Source organism: Falsiroseomonas frigidaquae (assembly GCF_012163145.1).
Classification (GTDB): Bacteria; Pseudomonadota; Alphaproteobacteria; order Acetobacterales; family Acetobacteraceae; genus Falsiroseomonas; species Falsiroseomonas frigidaquae.
The window spans coordinates 56,420-73,945 of sequence record NZ_JAAVTX010000002.1 but is presented as its reverse complement, the minus strand read 5'-3'; the positions used below and the strand labels follow the sequence as shown (position 1 = coordinate 73,945).

Annotated in this window: 17 protein-coding genes; 3 read left to right on the top strand and 14 right to left on the bottom strand. The window is 70.2% G+C overall.

Annotated elements, in window-relative coordinates:
• Positions 1 to 27 precede the first annotated feature (27 nt).
• Both HB662_RS04820 and HB662_RS04815 read right to left on the bottom strand, forming a co-directional pair.
• Positions 28 to 702, bottom strand: coding sequence for an RraA family protein (locus tag HB662_RS04820; RefSeq protein WP_168047767.1), 675 nt, complete (start codon positions 700 to 702; stop codon positions 28 to 30).
• Positions 703 to 714: 12 nt separating this feature from the next.
• Positions 715 to 1,692: a Bug family tripartite tricarboxylate transporter substrate binding protein gene (locus HB662_RS04815; protein WP_168047765.1), complete on the bottom strand. Its 978-nt coding sequence runs from the start codon at positions 1,690 to 1,692 to the stop codon at positions 715 to 717.
• Between the two features lie 225 nt (positions 1,693 to 1,917).
• Here HB662_RS04815 and HB662_RS04810 point away from each other — a divergent pair, with 225 nt between their 5' ends.
• Complete coding sequence (locus HB662_RS04810; protein ID WP_168047763.1) at positions 1,918 to 2,934, top strand: LacI family DNA-binding transcriptional regulator; 1,017 nt, start codon at positions 1,918 to 1,920, stop codon at positions 2,932 to 2,934.
• A 3-nt stretch (positions 2,935 to 2,937) separates the two neighbouring features.
• On the opposite strand, the gene HB662_RS04805 is transcribed toward HB662_RS04810, so the two are convergent.
• Together HB662_RS04805 and HB662_RS04800 are read right to left on the bottom strand one after the other, a co-directional pair.
• Positions 2,938 to 3,615: a cysteine hydrolase family protein gene (locus HB662_RS04805; RefSeq protein WP_168047761.1), complete on the bottom strand. Its 678-nt coding sequence runs from the start codon at positions 3,613 to 3,615 to the stop codon at positions 2,938 to 2,940.
• Positions 3,612 to 4,508 (bottom strand): polysaccharide deacetylase family protein, encoded by an 897-nt coding sequence (locus HB662_RS04800; RefSeq protein ID WP_168047759.1) that lies wholly within the window; start codon positions 4,506 to 4,508, stop codon positions 3,612 to 3,614. The genes HB662_RS04805 and HB662_RS04800 overlap by 4 nt, the downstream gene beginning before the upstream one ends.
• A gap of 69 nt (positions 4,509 to 4,577) precedes the next feature.
• On the opposite strand from HB662_RS04800, the gene HB662_RS04795 reads away from it, so the two are divergent.
• The gene (locus tag HB662_RS04795) at positions 4,578 to 5,639 is read left to right on the top strand and encodes a TRAP transporter substrate-binding protein (RefSeq protein WP_168047757.1); all 1,062 of its coding nucleotides are present in this window, start codon (positions 4,578 to 4,580) and stop codon (positions 5,637 to 5,639) included.
• 147 nt (positions 5,640 to 5,786) lie between these two features.
• Here HB662_RS04795 and HB662_RS04790 read toward each other — a convergent pair whose 3' ends face one another.
• Both HB662_RS04790 and HB662_RS04785 read right to left on the bottom strand, forming a co-directional pair.
• Positions 5,787 to 7,058, bottom strand: a complete 1,272-nt coding sequence (locus HB662_RS04790; RefSeq protein WP_168047755.1) for a hydantoinase/carbamoylase family amidase — start codon at positions 7,056 to 7,058, stop codon at positions 5,787 to 5,789.
• Positions 7,055 to 7,276 carry a hypothetical protein gene (locus HB662_RS04785; RefSeq protein WP_168047753.1) on the bottom strand — a complete coding sequence of 74 codons (222 nt, stop codon included), beginning with the start codon at positions 7,274 to 7,276 and terminating at the stop codon, positions 7,055 to 7,057. Before HB662_RS04785 ends, HB662_RS04790 begins: the two co-directional genes overlap by 4 nt.
• 98 nt (positions 7,277 to 7,374) lie before the next feature.
• Between HB662_RS04785 and HB662_RS04780 the strand changes: the two genes are divergently transcribed.
• A complete protein-coding gene (locus tag HB662_RS04780; protein WP_342449443.1) occupies positions 7,375 to 8,562 on the top strand; it encodes an amidohydrolase family protein in 1,188 nt (395 codons plus the stop codon).
• Here HB662_RS04780 and HB662_RS04775 read toward each other — a convergent pair.
• The 8 genes from HB662_RS04775 to HB662_RS04740 form a co-directional block, all read right to left on the bottom strand.
• Positions 8,559 to 9,869 carry a TRAP transporter large permease gene (locus HB662_RS04775; protein ID WP_209443118.1) on the bottom strand — a complete coding sequence of 437 codons (1,311 nt, stop codon included), beginning with the start codon at positions 9,867 to 9,869 and terminating at the stop codon, positions 8,559 to 8,561. The two genes, HB662_RS04780 and HB662_RS04775, sit on opposite strands and share 4 nt — an antisense overlap.
• Entirely contained in the window at positions 9,866 to 10,471 is a 606-nt protein-coding gene (locus HB662_RS04770) for a TRAP transporter small permease subunit (RefSeq protein ID WP_168047751.1), read from the bottom strand. Before HB662_RS04770 ends, HB662_RS04775 begins: the two co-directional genes overlap by 4 nt.
• 57 nt (positions 10,472 to 10,528) lie before the next feature.
• Positions 10,529 to 12,622 (bottom strand): acetate--CoA ligase family protein, encoded by a 2,094-nt coding sequence (locus HB662_RS04765; RefSeq protein WP_342449442.1) that lies wholly within the window; start codon positions 12,620 to 12,622, stop codon positions 10,529 to 10,531.
• A complete protein-coding gene (locus HB662_RS04760) occupies positions 12,619 to 13,689 on the bottom strand; it encodes an acyl-CoA dehydrogenase family protein (RefSeq protein WP_168047750.1) in 1,071 nt (356 codons plus the stop codon). Before HB662_RS04760 ends, HB662_RS04765 begins: the two co-directional genes overlap by 4 nt.
• Before the next feature lie 4 nt (positions 13,690 to 13,693).
• Positions 13,694 to 14,866, bottom strand: coding sequence for an acyl-CoA dehydrogenase family protein (locus tag HB662_RS04755; RefSeq protein WP_168047749.1), 1,173 nt, complete (start codon positions 14,864 to 14,866; stop codon positions 13,694 to 13,696).
• Position 14,867: 1 nt separating this feature from the next.
• Entirely contained in the window at positions 14,868 to 15,638 is a 771-nt protein-coding gene (locus HB662_RS04750) for an enoyl-CoA hydratase/isomerase family protein (RefSeq protein WP_168047748.1), read from the bottom strand.
• Positions 15,639 to 15,730: 92 nt separating this feature from the next.
• Positions 15,731 to 16,348 carry a TetR/AcrR family transcriptional regulator gene (locus HB662_RS04745; protein WP_168047747.1) on the bottom strand — a complete coding sequence of 206 codons (618 nt, stop codon included), beginning with the start codon at positions 16,346 to 16,348 and terminating at the stop codon, positions 15,731 to 15,733.
• Positions 16,349 to 16,427: 79 nt separating this feature from the next.
• On the bottom strand, positions 16,428 to 17,435 hold the full coding sequence (locus HB662_RS04740; protein ID WP_168047746.1) for a Bug family tripartite tricarboxylate transporter substrate binding protein: 1,008 nt from the start codon (positions 17,433 to 17,435) through the stop codon (positions 16,428 to 16,430).
• Between the last annotated feature and the right edge of the window lie 91 nt (positions 17,436 to 17,526).

Sequence of the window (17,526 nt, the reverse complement as noted above, 5' to 3'; positions counted from 1 at the left end):
CGCCGCTGTCCAGCCTGCCCATCCTGCTCAGATGCGGGTGACGCCCTTCTCGGTCAGCAGCTTGCGGACCCAGGCGCGATCGGCGCGGCCTTCGTCGATGCCTCGGATCGTCTCATGTTCCTTCCGCGCATGCGCCTCGGCGGCGGCGACCACCTCCGCGGCATCCTCCCGCGGCACCACCACGATGCCATCCTCATCCGCCGCGATCAGGTCGCCCGGCATGACGACGAGGCCGCCGCAGGATACCGGGTAGCCGATTTCCCCGGGGCCGTCCTTGTACGGCCCCGCGGGCGTCACGCTGCGCGCCCAGACGCCGAGATGCAGTTCCGCCAGCCCGGCGATGTCGCGCACCGCGCCATCGACGATGATGGCGGCGATCCCGCGCTTGGCCGCGTGGCGCGCCATGATGTCGCCCATGATCGCGGTGCCGAGGTCGCCACCGGCATCGCAGATCACCACGTCGCCGGGCTGCGCCAGGTCCAGCGCCTCATGCAGCATGAGGTTGTCGCCCGCCCGTGCGCGCACGGTCACCGCCGGGCCGGCCAGGGCTCGGCGCCCGCCATAGGCCTTGAAGCCGCCACGCATCGACTGCATGCGGTTGACGACGTCGCCGATGTTGGCGGCCGGCACCGCCACCGCGCGTGTCGCGAGGGCGGCATCCACCCGCGTGAAATCGGCCTTGATCCTGAATCCGACAGTCATGCGTGCAATCCTCTATTCGGCGCTGATGCCGGCGTTGCGAACGATGCGGGTCCAGTTGACGATTTCCGCCCGGACGAAATCCGCGAACTCATCGGGCCCGGCATAGAAGGGCTCGTTGCCGAGCTGCTCGAACCGCGCCACGGTCTGTGGGTCCTGCATCGCGGCGCGCGTGGCGACATCGATCTTCGCGACGATCTCGGGCGGGGTGCCGGCGGGGGCGAAGACACCGCTCCAGGTGCTCATCTGGAAGCCCGGCAGCGTCTCCGCCACCGCGGGCACGTCGGGCATGGCCGGCCGCCGCTGCGGCGCGCAGGTGGCGAGCAGCCGCACGCTGCCCTTGCGGGCCAGCGGCAGGGCGGAAGTCGAGGTATCGAACATCATCTGGATCTCGTTGCCGAGCAGCGAGGCCGTGGCGGGGGAGGTGCTGCGGAACGGCACGGTCAGCACGTCGATGCCCGCCTGCGCCTTGAACATCTCGCCCGCCAGATGGGTGGAGGTGCCGTTGCCACCATGGCCATAGGCGAGCGCGCCCGGCCGCGACTTGGCCAGCGCGATCAGCTCCGCGACGCTGTTCGCCGGCACGGAGGGATGCACCACCAGCACGTTGTAGCCGGTCGAGACCCGCGTGACCGGCGCGAAATCCCGCACCGGATCATAGCTCAGGCGCGCGCCATACATCGGCACGTTCACCGCATGCGTGGTGATCGAGCCCATCAGCAGCGTGTAGCCATCCGGCGTTGCGCGCGCCGCGACCTCGGTGCCGATGATGCCGGATGCGCCGGCGCGGTTTTCCACCACCACGGGCTGGCCCAGTTCCACCTGCATCCGTGCCGCGATCAGCCGCGCCATGATGTCCGTGGCGCCGCCGGGGGCGAAGCCGACGATCAGGCGGATGGGCTTGTTCGGCCAGGCGGCCTGCGCGAGAGCGGGGCGGGCGAGCGCGGCACTGCCGAGCAGCAGCGCGGGAATTTGGCGACGCGTGAGGCGCATGGCGGTGACTCCTTATCGGCACCCGGTGCGGTGCTGCCAGAAGGCGAGCGGCTTCATGTCATCCTGGCAGGAGGGGGCGCCCGATGGAGCGCCGGCGCGCGTGGCGCATCGCCTTCGAAGCATGCCTTGGGTTCCTCCGACCTGCCCCTGTGCCGGGGCTTCGAGGATCAGACATTAGATCGATCTAACTGGCAAGGGCCTTCGGCTTGAGGCAGGCTGCGGCGCATGTCGGATCGAATCACGCTGAAGCACGTCGCCGCCCATGCCGGCGTTTCCCGGGCGACGGTTTCACTGGTGCTGCGCGACAGCCCGCTGATCGCGGCGCCGACCAAGGCGCGGGTCCGGCAGTCACTCGCCGCGGTGGGCTACCTGTACAACCGCGGCGCCGCGACGATGCGCGCGACCGGCACTCAGACCGTCGGCCTGCTGGTCAACCAGATCGATAACCCGTTCTTCGCGGAACTGACCGCCGGCGTCAGCGCCGCGCTGGATTCCGCCGGCTACATCGCCTTCCTGTCCGTGACGGAGGATGTGGTGGAACGCCAGGCGCGCGCGATCCTGCGGCTGCGCGAACACCGGGTGGATGGCGTCATCCTGTGCCCGGCCGCGGCCACCACCGGGCAGGACATGGCGCATCTGGCGGAGGCCGGGATGAAGCTGGTCCAGGTGATGCGCTTCGTGGAGGGCAGCGCCGGTGACTATGCCGGGCCGCAGAACACGCATGGTCTCGGCCTGCTGACCGAGCATCTGATCCGCCTGGGCCACCGGCACTTTGCCTATGCCGGCGGGATGGCGCTGCATTCCGCCAATCGCGAACGCATCGGCGGCGTCACCGACGCGCTGCGCCGCCATGGGCTCGCCGGGCCGCATTTCCTGCCGGTGGAGAATACGCGCCTCGGCGGCATGCAGGCCGCGGCGCAACTCTGCGCCTTGCCGCAGCGCCCCACCGCGCTGATGTGCGGCAACGACGTCACCGCCTTCGGGGCCATGGTGGGCCTGCAGCAGCGGGGGCTGGTGGTGGGCCGGGATGTGGCAGTCACCGGCGTGGGCGACGTGCCGGAAGCGGCCGCCTGCCAGCCTGGCCTCACCACCCTGGCGGCCAGCCCGCGCCGCATCGGGCAGGAGGCCACGCGCCTGCTGCTGCGCCGCATCGCCGATCCGGCCCTGCCGGCGGAGCGGCTGGCCCTGCCGATGCGCCTGGTGGTGCGCGGGTCCTGCGGCAGCGGCGTGGCGCAGCCATAGGCCTTACCGCGCGAGTTGCGGCGCCGCGGCCTCCCAGATCGGCAGGATCTCGGCGCTCGGCAACACGTCGTAGCGGGACCGCTGCACCAGCAGGGACGCGGCGTGCAGCTCCGGGTCGTGGTTGGCCACCGCATCCTCCACCACCACCGGGTAGTAGTCGTAGAAGCCCGCATCTCGCGCGGTGGATTCCACGCAGCCCTGGGTGATGAAGCCGCAGCACACCACGGTGCGGATCCGGTGCACGCGCAGCAGCATGTCGAGGTTGGTGCCGACGAAGGCAGAGCTGCGCCATTTCTGCACCACGATGTCGCTGCCCGCTGGCTGCAGCTCCGGCACGAAATCCGCGCCCCAGCTTCCGGCGAGACACACCTCCGGCTCCTCCGTGATGCCGTTGCGCACGGTGAGGAAGCGCAGCCAGGCGGGGGAGGTGGAGTGGCCATGCGCCAGCTTCTGGTTCTGGATGAAGAACACCTGCACCCCTGCCGCGCGGGCCCGGTCCATCAGCCGGGCGCAGGCCTGGATGGCGGCGGGGAAGGCGGACATGTCCTTGCCGGCACGGGCGAAGATGCCGCCCTCGGCGCAGAAGTCGTTCTGCGGGTCGATCACCACCAGCGCGGTATGCGCGGGGTCCACCAGCTCCGATGTCTCGGTGAAGACCTGCTGGTTGTCGATGGTGATCATGGCGTGGCTCCATGTGGCAAAGTGCGGTGCAGGTGTTCGGCAATATCGCGCCGCCTTGCGACCCAGACATCGCCGCCGCGAGCCTTCAGCGCACGCAGAATGCCCTCCACCGCGCGGAAGCGGGCGGGGCGGCCGCAGATGCGGAGATGCAGGCCGATATTCAGCAGCTTCGGCACGCCGCGCGCGCCTTCCTCGATCAACTGGTCCATCGCGGCCTCCGCATAGGCGACGAACTGGTCGGGCAGCACGAAGCCGTTCGGGTGGAAGAACTTCATGTCGTTGCAGTCCAGCGCATAGGGCAGCACCAGCATGCCTGCATCCCAATAGGGCAGGTCGTCGTCGAAGGCGTTGCTGTCGTAGCGGTAGCCATGCCTGGCCAGCAGCCCGCGCGTCCAGGGCGATGCGCTGCCGCGGCAGAAGAAGCCCACGGGGCGCTCGCCGGTCGCGGCCTCGATGGCGGCGGTGGCGCGCAGCAGCCCGGCTTCCTCCTCCGCCTCGGTCGCGTAGTCAGCATGCGGGCGCCAGACCCAGCCATGGTTGGCCGCCTCATGCCCGCGCCGCACCACCTCCGCCGCCAGCGCCGGGGTGCGTTCCACGGCGCGGCCGCACATGAAGAAGCTGGCCTTCACCCCATGCCGGTCGAAGGCCTCCAGGAAGCGCGGCAGCCCGGCGCGCAGGCCATAACCAAAAATCTGTTCCTGGCCGATGTCGCGGCGGCCGGGCGGCACCACGCTGATGACCTCCCCGATGCGCTCATTCTCCGCATCGCCTGCCTCCACCGCCATCTCCGCCCCTTCCTCGTAATTCACCACGAGGGAGACGGCCAGCAGCGCGCCGCCCGGCCAGGCGATCCGCGGCGGGTCGAAGCCATATCCCACCAGGTCGCGGCGCATCCTGCTTCTCCTGCTTGCTGGCCCGGATGTTGCAATACCCGTGCCGCATCCGCTGCCAGGAGAGTGCTCATGAAATGTCTCAAGCGCCGGCTCGCAGCCGGCCTGTTCGCCGCCGCGACCACGCTCGGCCTTGGCGCCACGGCCCAGGCGCAGGCGCCCATCCCGCTGCGCGTCGCCGGCAATTTCAGCCAGAACACCAAGCATGTGGATGGCGTGGAGCGGCCCTTCTTCGCAGGTCTCTCCGCCGCCGCGAACACGCCGCTGGCCGTCACCTACAACCCGTTGGACGTGCTCGGCATCCAGGCCGCCGACAGCCTGCGTCTGCTGCGCTCCGGCGCGTTTGACGTGATGAGCGTGCAGATCGGCATGGTCGCCCGGGACGATCCCTTCTTCGAGGGGCTGGACCTGATCGGCGTCTCCACCACCGTGCCGGAGCTGCGCCGGGCGGTGGAATCCTATCGCGAGGCCTTCGACCAGCGCCTGCAGCAGCGTTTCGGCACGCGGGTGATGACGCTGTGGCCCTTCGGCCCGCAGATCATCTACTGCAACGCGCCCATCACCTCCGTCCGCGATCTGCGCGGCTTGAAGGTGCGCTCCTTCACGCCGACCATGTCCGCCCTGCTGCAGCATCTGGGCGCAACGCCGGTGACGCTGCAGTTCAGCGAGGTGTACCCCGCCCTGCAGCGCGGCGTGGCGAGCTGCGCCATCACCTCCGCCACCTCCGGCAACACCGGCAACTGGCCGGAAGTGACCAGCCACATCCTGCCGCTGGGCCTGTCCGGCGCGGTGCAGGGCCATTTCATGACCATGGCCGCCTGGCGCCGCTTCTCGCCGGAACAGCAGACGGCGATGACCCGCGAGTTCCGCCGGATGGAGGATGCGATGTGGAACATCGCGACCAATTCCAATGGCGATGCGCTGTCCTGCTCCACCGGCGGCCCCTGCACGGAACACAAGCCCTTCCGCAACACGCTGGTCGCGGTGAATGACGCCGATGCGGCGCTGGTGCGCGAGGCGGTGAGCGCGGTGATCCTTCCGAGCTGGCGCGACACCTGCAACCGCGTCTGGGCGCAATGCACGCAGACCTGGAACGGCACCGTCGGCGCCGCCCGCGGCTTCACCATCAACTGATCCTTGTCCGAAATGCTGGCGCATTTCGGCCCTCAGACGCCGGGCGGGCCGCATCCGCGGCCCTTGGCTTCGCCGCACAAGCGGCGGCGGCCGTTCGGCCGCTCGGCCGGCAAAGCATGCCGGCCGCCTTTTCTGGCGGTGAAGCGCCTATCCGAAGCGCTCCACCGCGCCCGCCGCGATGCGGAAGGCGGCGGCGAAATCATCCATCTCCATCGCCTCCGCCGGGTTGTGGCTGCCGCCATCATTGCGGATGAACAGCATGGCGGAGGGCACGCCCTGGCCCGCGAAGGTCGCGCAATCATGCCCGCCGCCGGAGGCGATGGGCATGGTGGGAATCCCGGCCTCCGCCGCCGCCGCGCCCAGCGCCGCGCGCAGCCGCGGGTCCATCAGGGCCGGGGGCACATGCAGCGCCGGGCCGTAGTCGATCGCGACGCCGTTTCGCGCCTGCGCCTCCGTCGCCGCCTGCGCCAGCCAGGCCTCGGCCCGCGCCAGGGTCGCCACATCCTCGCTGCGGATATCCAGCGTGAAGCGCACCTCCCCGGGCACGCGGGTCGGCGCGTGGCGCGTGGCGTCGGTGCAGAATTCACCAATGGTGCAGACCAGATCCGCCCCGGCTGCTTCCTCCGCCGTCCAGAGATCATCCAGCCCCGCCACCAGGCGCGCGGCGGCGATCACGGCATCGCGACGGTTGCGCCGCGGAGCGCCTCCCGCATGGGCATCCTGCCCGATCGCGCGGCAGTTGCGATGGCGCAGCGAACCGCGGATGCCGGTGACGATGCCGGCGGGCAGCCCGGCCTCCACCAGCACCGGCCCCTGTTCGATATGCGGCTCCAGGAACCAGGCGATGCGCGCGGCATCCAGGCTGGCGCGGCCCTGGCGGATGAAATCGGGGTCGAAGCCCTCCTCGGCCATGTGCTCGGCCAGGCTCCGGCCGCTGTCGGCCCGCCGCAGCGTGTCCGGCGCCTCGCGCGGCAGCAGGCCGAAGGCGGCGCGGCTGCCGAGGTAATTGGCCGGGAACCAGACCATCTCCTCCGCCCGGATCGCCAGCACGGTCAGGTCCCGGTCCAGGCGCCGGTCCAGGTGGCGCAGCCGCGCCGCAACGGCCAGGCCCATCGCCACCCCCGCCGCGCCATCGAAATTGCCGCCATGCGGCACGCTGTCCGCATGGCTGCCGATGATCCCGGCGGGCAGGCTGCGGTCGGTGCCGGGCAGGGTCATGGACAGGGTGCCGATCGGATCCACGCGGATTTCCAGCCCCAGCCCCTCCGCCGCCTCCCGCGCCCTTGCATGCGCCAGCCGCTCCCCGGCGCCGTAGGAGGCGCGGGTGACGCCCGGCGCATCCAGGCTGCCGTCGCGGATCGCGTCCAGGAAACCGGCGGCAAGGTCAAGCGCGCGGGCTTCGGCGGCGGCGATGGTCATGGAGATCTCCGATGAGCAGGATCGTGACGGCAGAGGCGCTGATCGCCGGCGCCACGGACCCGGTGGCGCGGGAAGGCGAGGGGGTGCTGGTCGGCGCCGATGGCCGCATCGCCGCCCTCGGCCAGGTGGCGGAGCTGGTCGCGGCCGCGCCGGGTGCGGAGCGCCTGCACCTGGAAGGCTGCGTGCTGATGCCCGGCCTGGTGAATGCGCACCAGCATGGCCGCGGTCTGACGCAATTGCAGCTCGGCTTCCCGGACATGATCCTGGAGGCCTGCAGACCACCAAGCGGCGGCGTGGCTGGCTCGACCCGGCGGCGATGGTGCCACTGGCGGCGATGCAGATGCTCGCCTCCGGCGTCACCGCCACCATCCACGCCAATACCACCTGGGGCGCGGCCGGAAGGCAGCCGGATGATTTGGTGCGCACCATCGCCGCCTATGATGCGGCCGGGCTGCGCGCCGTGGTCGGCATCGGCGCGCAGGATCGCGCCAGCCTGGTCTTCCCCGCCGAGGCGCAGCCCGGCTTCCTGGCTTCCCTGTCCGAAGACCTGCGCGCGCTGGTCGGCGACCCGGACCCGCCGATCTTCGCCCGTACGGCGGCGGAGGCGGAGGCGCTGTTCGATGACCTGTCGGCCAGGTTGCCCGGCCATGGCCGCATCCGTCTGGCCTTCGCGCCCGCCGGCCCGCAATGGGTCAGCGATGCGCTGTTCAGCGGGCTGGCTGCGGCGGCGAAGGCGCGTGGTGCGCCGATCCACATGCATGCGCTGGAAAGCGTGGCGCAGGCCGCCGCGGCGCCCGGGCTGTATCCGGAGGGCACGCTGGCGCGGCTCGAATCGCTGGGCGTGCTCGGCCCGCTGACCCCGCTGGCGCATGCGGCGCAGTTGACGCCGGGCGATATCGTGGTGGCGGCGCGCAGCGGCACGCGGCTGGTCCGCAACCCGGCCAGCAATCTGCGCCTCGGCTGCGGCCAGGCGCCGCTCGCGGCCTATTGGGCGGCCGGCGTGCGCGTTGCGGTCGGCACGGATTGCCAGACGATGGATGACGACGAGGATCTGTGGAAGGAACTGCGCCTGGCCGCGCGCCTGTCCACCGAACCCGCGTGGCACGGTGCCGGCCCGCCGGATGCCGCGCGGCTGCTCGCCATGGCGACGACGGAAGGCGCCGCCGCCATGGGGCTGGCTGGGCAGGTGGGCAGGCTGGCGCCGGGCCTGGCGGCGGACCTCATCGCCGTGGATCTGCGTCGGGTGCGCGGTGCCTATGCCGATCCCTCCGTCCCGCTGCTCGACCTGCTGCTGGCGCGTGCCGATGCGCGGGATGTGCGGCTGACCATGGTGGATGGCCGCGTGCTGTACCGCGACGGCCACTTTCCCAACCTGGACGCCGCCGCCATCACCGAAGCCGCCGCGCAGGCCGCGCAGCGCGCCCGCGAGCCCTGGACCCCGGCGCGGGAGGCGCAGGTGGCCGCGCTGGTGGCGGCGGTGCGCGGCCACTACGCGGCCCGCTAATCGAAGGCCAGCCCCGGTAGCCACAGCGCGATGCCGGGGAAAGCGATCAGCAGCAGGATCAGCAGCACCATCGCCGCCAGGAAGGGCAGGGTGCCCTGGATCACCTCACCCACCGAACCGCTGCTCCGCACCCCCTGCACCACATACAGGTTCATGCCCACCGGCGGCGTGATCAGCGCGATCTCGCACATGATGACCAGGAAGATGCCGAACCACACCGGGTCCACGCCGAGCGCCACCACGATCGGCACGACGATGGGAATGGTCCCCACCATCATCGACAGCGTCTCCAGGAAGCAGCCGAGCACAAGGTAGAAGACGAACAGCACGAACAGGATGCCAATGGGGCCCACACCGAGCGAGGTGACGAAGGCGGACAGCGCCTGCGGCACGCCGAGGATGCCCAGCACGAAGTTCAGGTAGAAGGCCGCCGCCACGATCAGCAGGATCATGGAGCTGACGGTCACCGTCGTCTCGAAGCATTCATGCAGCAATTGCACGCGGAAGCGGCCATGCAGCACGGCCAGCACGAAGGCGGCCACCACGCCCACCGCGGCGCTTTCCGTGGGCGTCGCCCAGCCGGCATAGATGCTGCCCATCACCATCACGAACAGCCCGACCGGCGCCGCCAGCCCGCCCAGTGCGCGGACCCGCTCCCCCAGCGGCAGCCGTGCCTCCGGCGCCCCGCCCAGCGCCGGCCGCCACAGGCACAGCCCCGCCGCCACCAGCATGAACAGCCCCGTCAACAGCAGCCCCGGCACCACCCCCGCCGCATACAACCGCCCGACGGAGGTATTGGTCATCGCCCCATAGATGATCATGTTGATCGAGGGCGGGATCAGGATGCCGAGCGTGGCACCCGCCGCAATGGTACCGAGCACCAGCCGCGGATCGTAACGCCGGCTTTCGAAATTCGGCAGCGCCACCGTGCCGATCGTGGCCGCCGTGGCAACGGAGGAACCGGAGACGGCCGCGAACATCGCGCAGGCCCCGATATTCGTGTGCAGCAGCCCGCCCGGCAGCGGCCCGAGCCAGGCGGCCAGCGCCTTGTACATCCGATCCGTCGCGCCGCCCTTCACCAGCAACTCGCCGAGCAGCACGAAAAGCGGCACGGCGAGCAGCGTGAAACTGTCCGTGGCGCCCCAGAGCTGGGTGCCCAGCGCATTGATCACCGGCGCGCCGAGATAGAGATCCGCCCCGACCAGCGCCACCGCCGCCATCGCCACGCCGACATGCAGGCCGGAGAACAGCATGGCCAGCATCAGCACGAAGCCGATGGCGGCCTGCGCCACCCCGAAGCCGGTCACTGCAGCTTGCTCCGGCCGGTTTCCGCCGCAATTTCCTCATCCACCGTGGGCGGGCCGTACCAGGCATTGACCTCCCGCACCCGGCCGCGCATCAGCAGCGACGCCGCGTGCATCGCCAGCACCAGCGCCACCAGGCCGAACAGCGCCAGGCCGGCAAACCAGACGCCCTGCGGAATCCACAGCGGCACCTGCAAGGGGCTGGTGGAGACGGACATGAACTCGATGCTGTCCGCAACCTCCGCCCAGCCGCGGCTGGCGGCGAAGACCGCGAAGGCAGCGATGGCCAGCGCCGCCACCACATGCAGCACGGACCGCGCCACGGCCGGCATGCGCGACAGGAACAGGTCGATCCGCGTATGCCGGCGCACCACCAGCGTATGCCCGAAGCCGAAGGCGGCCAGCGCCGCCAGCGTATAGCCGCCGATCTCATCCGTGCCCTGCAGCGACACGCCGAAATAGCGCCGCGCAACCAGGTCGGCGCAGACCAGCAGGCTGTAGCCGAGCAGCCACCAGCCGCACAGCAGGCTGAAGAAACGCGTGGCGGGATTGAGCCGCGCGGCAACCGGGTTGGTGGGCGCGCGGGAGTCGGAGAGCGAGGCCATGGCCACCCTGTTGCTGAGTCCTGGCGGGACCAAGCAACATCGGTGCCACGGCAGCCGCTACGGCGCGCGCATCGCCACCAGCGCGTCCAGCGCCACGCCGCCTTGCGCCTGCACCAGGAAGGGGTTGATCTCGATGCTCTCGATCCCCGGCTGGGCCGCCGCGAAGGCGGCAACGGCACACAGCGCCTGCACCAGCGCCGCCTTGTCCAGCGCCGGCGCCCCGCGCCAGCCCGCCAGCAGCCGTGCGCCCTGCACGGACTCCACCAGCGCCGCCGCACGTTCCGGCGTCAGCGGCGCGGAGGCGAAGGCGACGTCGCGGAACAGCTCGACGGAGACGCCGCCGAGGCCGAACATCACCATCGGCCCGAAGATCGGGTCGCGCTGCACGCCGATGATGGTCTCGACACCGCCGCGAACCATGGGCGCCACCAGCACGCCATCCAGCTTCGCATCCGGGCGGGCGGCGCCGGCGCGCTGCATCAGCGTCGTGAAGCCCTGCCGCACCGCATCCGCATCCGGCAGGTTCAGCAGCACGCCGCCGATCTCCGTCTTGTGCGGGATGTCGTCGGACAGGATCTTCATCACGACGGGATAACCAACAGCGTCTGCCGCGAGCACGGCCTGCCCGGCTTCCGCACAAACGTGCTCGGGCAGAACCTTCACGCCGATCTCGGCGAGCAGCGCCTTGGCCGCGGCCTCGTTCCCCGCGGCGACATGGCGGGGCGCGGCGGCTGCGACATCCTTCGGCGCCGTAGCCGCTGCCTGCAAGGCGCGCAGCCGCGCGGCGCCGGTCACCGCCTTCACGGCGCGGGTCGGATCCTCGAACACCGGCACGCCCAGCGCTTCCAGCCGCGTGCGGATTTCCTCGACCGAGGTCATCACCGCCACGACAAGCCGATCCGGCGCCGCCTGGCGCAGCGCGGCCAGCGTCTGCTCCAGCGGCGGGAAGCGCGGCACGTTGCGGCCGAGATGCGCCAGGTAGAACAGGAAGCAGCCCAGCTCCGCACCACGCAGCATCTCCTGGCTGATCGCCTCGAAGACATGCATGCGGCCATTGAGCTGCGCCGTCGTGTCGATCGGGTTGCGGCCGCCGGCGACGGGCTGGATCTCGCGGATGCGCGCCATGGCGGCATCCGGCATCGGCGGCACGGAGAGCCCCGCCTCGATGCAGGCATCCGCCATCAGCACGCCGATGCCGCCGGAGACGGTCAGCACGCCCACCGCATCATTCGGCGGCAGCGGCGCGATGGCGCAGAGATAGGCAATGTCGATCATCTCCTCGATCGACTGGGCGCGATAGGCGCCGCATTCGCGGAACACCGCGCTGAAGATGCGATCCTCGCCGGCCAGCGACCCGGTATGCGTGGCGGCCGCCGCGGCGCCGACCTCCGTGGTGCCGACCTTCATGATGATCACGGGCTTGCGCGCCGCCGCCGCCTTCAGCAGCGCGCGCCGCAGCGCCGCGCCATCCTTGCAGCCTTCGAGCGAGGCGCAGATCACCCGCGTGCCCGCATCCTCCGCCAGGTAGTCGATGGCCGCGGCGACATCGATATCGGCTTCGTTGCCGGTGGCGATGGCGCGGCTGATACCGATGCCGCGCAGATGTGCCGCGGCGTAGATGTGGCTGCCATAGGCGCCGCTCTGCGTGGCCACGCCGATCACGCCCGGCCCCGGCTGCGCGGTGGCGAGCAGGGAGGAGAAGGTGCCGAAGAAGCCATCCGGCGGGCTGATGCTGCCCAGCGCATTCGGCCCCGTGATCCGCATGCCATGCCGGCGCGCCAGCGCCGCCACGCGGTCCTGCATCGCGGCCCCTTCTGCGCCCTCCTCGGCAAAGCCGGAGGACAGCACCTGCACATGCAGGATGCCCTTCGCCGCGCATTCCTCCAGCGCCGGCTCCACCAGCGGCGCGGGCAGCAGCATCAATGCCGAATCTGGCACTTCTGGCAGGTCGCGCACGCTCGGCCAGGCGGGCAGGCCCTGGACCTGCTTTGCGGTGACGTTGATCGGGTAGATGCGGCCGCGATAGCCGAGTTCCCGCAGATGCAGCAGCGTGCGGCCGCCCAGCTTGTCGGGATCGTTCGAGGCGCCGATCACCGCGACCGAGGCGGGGCGGAACATCTTCTCCAATTGGTGCATCGTGGTCCCCGTCACGCGACCTGCGCCAGCAGGCGGTCTGCCTGGAAGCTGCGGTCGCCAAACTCGAACTCAGCCATCATCACGCGGCGTGCCAGGCGGATGGCGGCGACACCCTCGGTCAGGCCCATGCCGCCATGCATCTGGATGGTCTCATGCGCCACCAGACGCCCGGCCTCGCCGAGCCGCAGCTTGGCCAGCGCGATATCGCGCCAGGGCAGCGCATCCGTCGCCGCGGCCTCACGCAGCGCATGCGCCACCAGGCCGCGCAGGTTCTCGTACTCCACATACATCTCCGCCACGCGATGGCGTAGCGCCTGGTAGGAGGCGAGCGGCGCGTTAAACTGCACGCGGTCGGATAGGAAGGCGATGGTCTGCTCAATGATCGCGCCCATGGCGGAGACACCCTCGACGCAGGTGATCAGCGCGCCGAGGTCGCGGGCACGATCCGCTTGGTCGGCGATGCCGCGCGCCAGCACCTGCTCCTGCGCCACCGCCACGCCCACGAAATGCCAATCGGCGGCGAGCCGCCCGTCGATCCGCATCGAGAGGCTTCGGGTGATGCCGGGCGAGTCGACCGACAGCAGCAGAAGCTCACCCGCCTTCGTGGCCAGCAGCAGATGCGTCGGATCCGGCGGTGTCTCCACGCCGACCACGCCGCCTTCCAGCGTCCGGTCGAAGCTCAGCCTCGTCGCGCCGGGATCCTGCGCGGCATCGGGCAGAATCACGCAGATCCGCGCGGCACCCTCCGCCACCTGCGCGAGCATGTCGCGCGCGCCCGCAGCGGCCAGCAGGGCAGGGGCGACGACGCAGGCGGTGGCTATGGGCAGCGGCAGGCCGCCGCGCCCGGCACCACAGGCCAGCGCCGCGACGTCGGACAGGTCGCCGCCCGCGCCCCCCGCATCCTCGGCCACCATGGTCGCCATCCAGCCAAGGCCGGCGATGGCATCCCAATGCCGGCGCAGGCAGGCCAGTTGCTCGCCCGCGTCAGACAGCGCGGAAAGCTCCGCATCGACCTCGAGCGCCAGGCGCTGGGCCATCTCATAGGCATCGCCGCCGACCAGCGGGCTTGCGGTGAAGGGCATGGCGTCAGGACCCGAAAAGCTGCTTGGCGATCACGTTCTTCTGCACCTCGCTGCTGCCGCCATAGATCGTGCGCACGCGCATATACATGTAGTTCTGCACCCACTCGATGCCCGGCGCCTCGGCATTTGGCCCACTGCCATCGATGCGGCGGAAGCGCGGCGCCAGCCGTTCGCCGACGGCATCCATAGCCACCTCCGCCACATGCTGGTGCGTGACGCTGGTGGAGAGCTTCAGCACCGAGGGCAACAGGCCGAGCGGCCGGCCTTCCATCACCGCCGCCACCGCTTCCTTGCCCAGCGCCAGCGCCCCGCGCAGTTCCGCCTCCGCCAGCAGCAGCCGAAGTTCCAGCGCCGCACGCTTCGCACGATGCGTCTCGCCGGCCAACTCCTGCGCGACCAGTTCGCGCGTGCGCTCCAGGTTCTTCAGCGCCGGTGCGACATTGGCGCCGCCGAGGCGCTCGCGCTCCAGCAGGAACTTGCCATAGGTCCAGCCCTTGCCTTCCTCGCCGATCCGGTTGGCGACCGGCACGCGCACATTGTCGAGGAACACCTCGTTCACATGGTGCCAGCCATCGATGGTGCGGATCGGGCGGATGGTGATGCCGGGCGAGTTCAGCGGGATCAGCAGCATGGTGATGCCCTGCTGCTTCTTCGCCTCCTTGGAGGTGCGGACCAGCGTGTACATCCAATCCGACTCATGCGCGTGGGAGGTCCAGGTCTTCTGGCCGTCCACGATGTATTCATCGCCCTCCCGTCGCGCCGCGGTGCGCAGCGAGGCAAGGTCCGACCCGGCGCCGGGTTCGGAATAGCCCTGGCACCACCAGTCCTCGCCGCTGAGGATGCCGGGCAGGAAGCGCGCCTGCTGCTCCGGCGTGCCGAATTCGATGATGACCGGGCCGATGTGGCGCAGCCCGTGATGGTATTGCGGCGGGCAGTCATTCTCCGCCATCACCTCGTCGAAGATGTGCCGCTGCTGCGGGTCCCAGCCGGTGCCGCCGAACTGCTTCGGCCAGCTCGGCGCGCCCCAGCCATGCGCGTGCAGGATCTGCTGCCAGGGCTGCCAGATCTTGCGCGACAGCTTGCGATAGGTGGCGACGACGGCGCGGATTTCGGGCGGGCAGCGCGTCTGCGCGAACTCCGTCACCTCGCGCCGGAAGGCCTCGTAATCCACTTCCATCTCAGCGGCCCTTGAAGACGGGCTTGCGCTTCTCGAGCTGCGCGGCGCGGGCCTCCTTCGCATCTTCCGTCTTCGCCAGCTCGTAGGTGAAGTTCTGCTCGAAGCGATAGGCGTCCTTCGCCGGCATCAGCTCCACCATGTTGCAGCTGTTCTTGGCGTATTTGATGCCGAGCGGGCTCTTCTGCGCGATGCGCGTGGCCATCGCCATGGCGGCGGGCATCAGCTCCTCCACCGGCCAGACCGAATCGATGACGCCGAGCCGGTACAGGTCGCTGGCCGGTAGCCGGTCCCCGGTGAACATCAGGCGGCGCGCATAGGATTTGCCGAACAGCTCGTTGATCATCGCGGCGCCGCCCGCCAGGCCGACATCGATCTCCGGCATGCCGAACACGGCGGTGTCGGAGGCCAGCATGATGTCGCAGGCGGCCATCAGCCCGAAGCCCGCGCCGAGCGCTGCGCCGTTCACCGCTGCGATCACCGGCTTTGCGCATTCCTTGATGGCATTGCCGGTTTCCCGCGTGATGCGGTTGTGGTGCCAGAAGGTGCCGGCCTTGGTCGGGTCCGGCCGCTGCTTCAGGTCGGCGCCGGCGCAGAAGATCTTGCCCTGGCCGGTCAGCACCACCACGCGGATGTCGTCGCGGTCCGTCACCTCGTCGAAGATCTCGATGATGCGGTTGCGCATCTCGGCATTCACGGCATTGACCGGCGGCCGGTTCAGCGTCGCCACCGCCACGTAGTCCGAGACTTCCAGCTTCACGACATCCGACGACATGGCGCTTCTTCCTCCTGGCTCTGAAACCGACCGATCGGTCGGGAGGCTATGCGCGCGCGGGGCGTCGCGCAAGTGGCGAAGATGCGCCTTGCCTAGTCCGCGGCCTTCACGTTGCGGCGCGTCGCCTTCTTCGGCGCCTCGGCGCGCAGGCCATCCAGCAGCATGTCGCAGAACTGGCCTGCGATCTCCGGCGCCTTGAGCGGGCCGGCCGGGTTGTACCAGCGCGGCATCCAGTTGATCGTGCCGAGCACAAGACGCCCGGCAATCTTCACATCCGTGCTGCGCAATTCCCCGGCCTCGATGCCGGCCTGCAGGATGTCCCGCAGCAACTGCTCGTAACGGTCGCGCCAGGCGATGCGTTCCTTGCGCGCCCTGGCCTCCGGATCCGACCAGAAGGCGGTGGAGCCGGCGATCCAGGCCCAGCGGAAGGCCTCGAAGAAGGTCGCAGTCTCCACGACGAAGCGCCGCAGCCGGTCCACCGCCGGCAGCGTGACATCATCATGCCGCGCCACATGCAGGTAGATCGATTTCGTCGCGCCCATGGCGAGTGGGCGCAGGATCGAATCCTTGTCCGGGAAATAATGGTACAGCGTCGCCTTCGAGATCCCGCATTCTGCGGCGATGTCGCGCATCGAGACGCCATCGAAGCCGCGTTGCGCGAATTGCCGGCAGGCGACTTCATAGATCTGGATGATGCGGCCGCTCGGCACCTCGCCATTGCCGTCAAGCCCCAGCAGGCCGGCCAGATCGTCCGCCGCAAGGGGCGCGGCGACCTGGCGTGGCTTTGCCCTAGCGCGGGGTGATGCCCACGCGGCGGATGACTTCACCCCACTTCGCGACTTCGGTTCGGAGTAGGCCACCCAGTTCCTCCGGTGTGCTCGAGACCGGCGGAGATGCGCCGGCCGCCCGCATTCTCTCACGCAGCGCCGGGTCCGCAAGCACCTTCACCAGCGCCTGGTTCAGCCGCTGGATGATGGGCTGCGGCGTGCCGGAGCGGACGCAGACGTAGTTCATCACCGTCACCTCGAAGCCCGGCAGCGTCTCCGCCACCGTCGGCACGTTCGGCAGATCGGGCGACCGGCGGGCGCTGGTCACGGCGATGGGACGCAAATTGCCGGCCTCAATGAGCGGGATCATCGGTCCGTAGGTGTCGATGGAGACGTCCACGCGCCCGGCCGCCACATCCTGCAGCGCCAGGCCGGTGCCGCGATAGGGCACGTGAGACATGCGGATGCCGGCCTGCATGCACAGCAATTCACCCGACAGGTGGCTGCCCGCGCCGATGCCGGAGCTGGCGAAGGTCAGCTCGCCGGGCCGCGCCTTCGCCAGCGCGATCAGATCCGAGACGCTGCGCGCCGGAACGTCCTTGTTCACCACCATCAGATAGGCGCCCTGCGTCAGCAGGCTGACCGGCGCGAAGTCGCGGTCCGGGTCGTAGGGCAGGTTCGCCATCAGGAAGCGGTTCGTCACCAGCGGTCCCGGCGTGCCGTACAGCAGCGTATACCCATCCGCCGGGGCCTGGGCCACGGCGGCGGTGCCGATCGTGCCGCCGGCGCCACCGCGATTTTCCACCACCACGGTCTGGCCGAGCTCCGCGCCCAACGGCTCCGCCACGAAGCGGGCGGTCAGGTCGGCGCCGCCACCTGGTACGAAGGGCACGATCATGCGGACCGGCCGGGTCGGGTAGGATTGCGCCAGGCTGCCGCGTGGCAGCAGGGCGGCGGTGGCGAGCGAGGCAGCGGCCGCGAATGCGCCGCGTCGGCCAATGCCACCCTTCTCGTGGTGCTTTCCGGTCATGTCGATGCTCTTTCCCCGTTCCGGCGACGCTCCTTCGACGGCGCCGCATCTGGACCAACCGATCGGTCGGTGCTGATCGCATAGCGTCATC

Coding starts and splice junctions, on each gene's coding strand:
- HB662_RS04820 (WP_168047767.1), bottom strand. CDS start 702: ATGACTGTCGGATTCAGGATCAAGGCCGATTTCACGCGGGTGGATGCC.
- HB662_RS04815 (WP_168047765.1), bottom strand. CDS start 1,692: ATGCGCCTCACGCGTCGCCAAATTCCCGCGCTGCTGCTCGGCAGTGCC.
- HB662_RS04810 (WP_168047763.1), top strand. CDS start 1,918: ATGTCGGATCGAATCACGCTGAAGCACGTCGCCGCCCATGCCGGCGTT.
- HB662_RS04805 (WP_168047761.1), bottom strand. CDS start 3,615: ATGATCACCATCGACAACCAGCAGGTCTTCACCGAGACATCGGAGCTG.
- HB662_RS04800 (WP_168047759.1), bottom strand. CDS start 4,508: ATGCGCCGCGACCTGGTGGGATATGGCTTCGACCCGCCGCGGATCGCC.
- HB662_RS04795 (WP_168047757.1), top strand. CDS start 4,578: ATGAAATGTCTCAAGCGCCGGCTCGCAGCCGGCCTGTTCGCCGCCGCG.
- HB662_RS04790 (WP_168047755.1), bottom strand. CDS start 7,058: ATGACCATCGCCGCCGCCGAAGCCCGCGCGCTTGACCTTGCCGCCGGT.
- HB662_RS04785 (WP_168047753.1), bottom strand. CDS start 7,276: ATGCTGGTGCGCATTCACCAGGCCGGGCATCAGCACGCAGCCTTCCAG.
- HB662_RS04780 (WP_342449443.1), top strand. CDS start 7,375: ATGGTGCCACTGGCGGCGATGCAGATGCTCGCCTCCGGCGTCACCGCC.
- HB662_RS04770 (WP_168047751.1), bottom strand. CDS start 10,471: ATGGCCTCGCTCTCCGACTCCCGCGCGCCCACCAACCCGGTTGCCGCG.
- HB662_RS04760 (WP_168047750.1), bottom strand. CDS start 13,689: ATGCCCTTCACCGCAAGCCCGCTGGTCGGCGGCGATGCCTATGAGATG.
- HB662_RS04755 (WP_168047749.1), bottom strand. CDS start 14,866: ATGGAAGTGGATTACGAGGCCTTCCGGCGCGAGGTGACGGAGTTCGCG.
- HB662_RS04750 (WP_168047748.1), bottom strand. CDS start 15,638: ATGTCGTCGGATGTCGTGAAGCTGGAAGTCTCGGACTACGTGGCGGTG.
- HB662_RS04740 (WP_168047746.1), bottom strand. CDS start 17,435: ATGACCGGAAAGCACCACGAGAAGGGTGGCATTGGCCGACGCGGCGCA.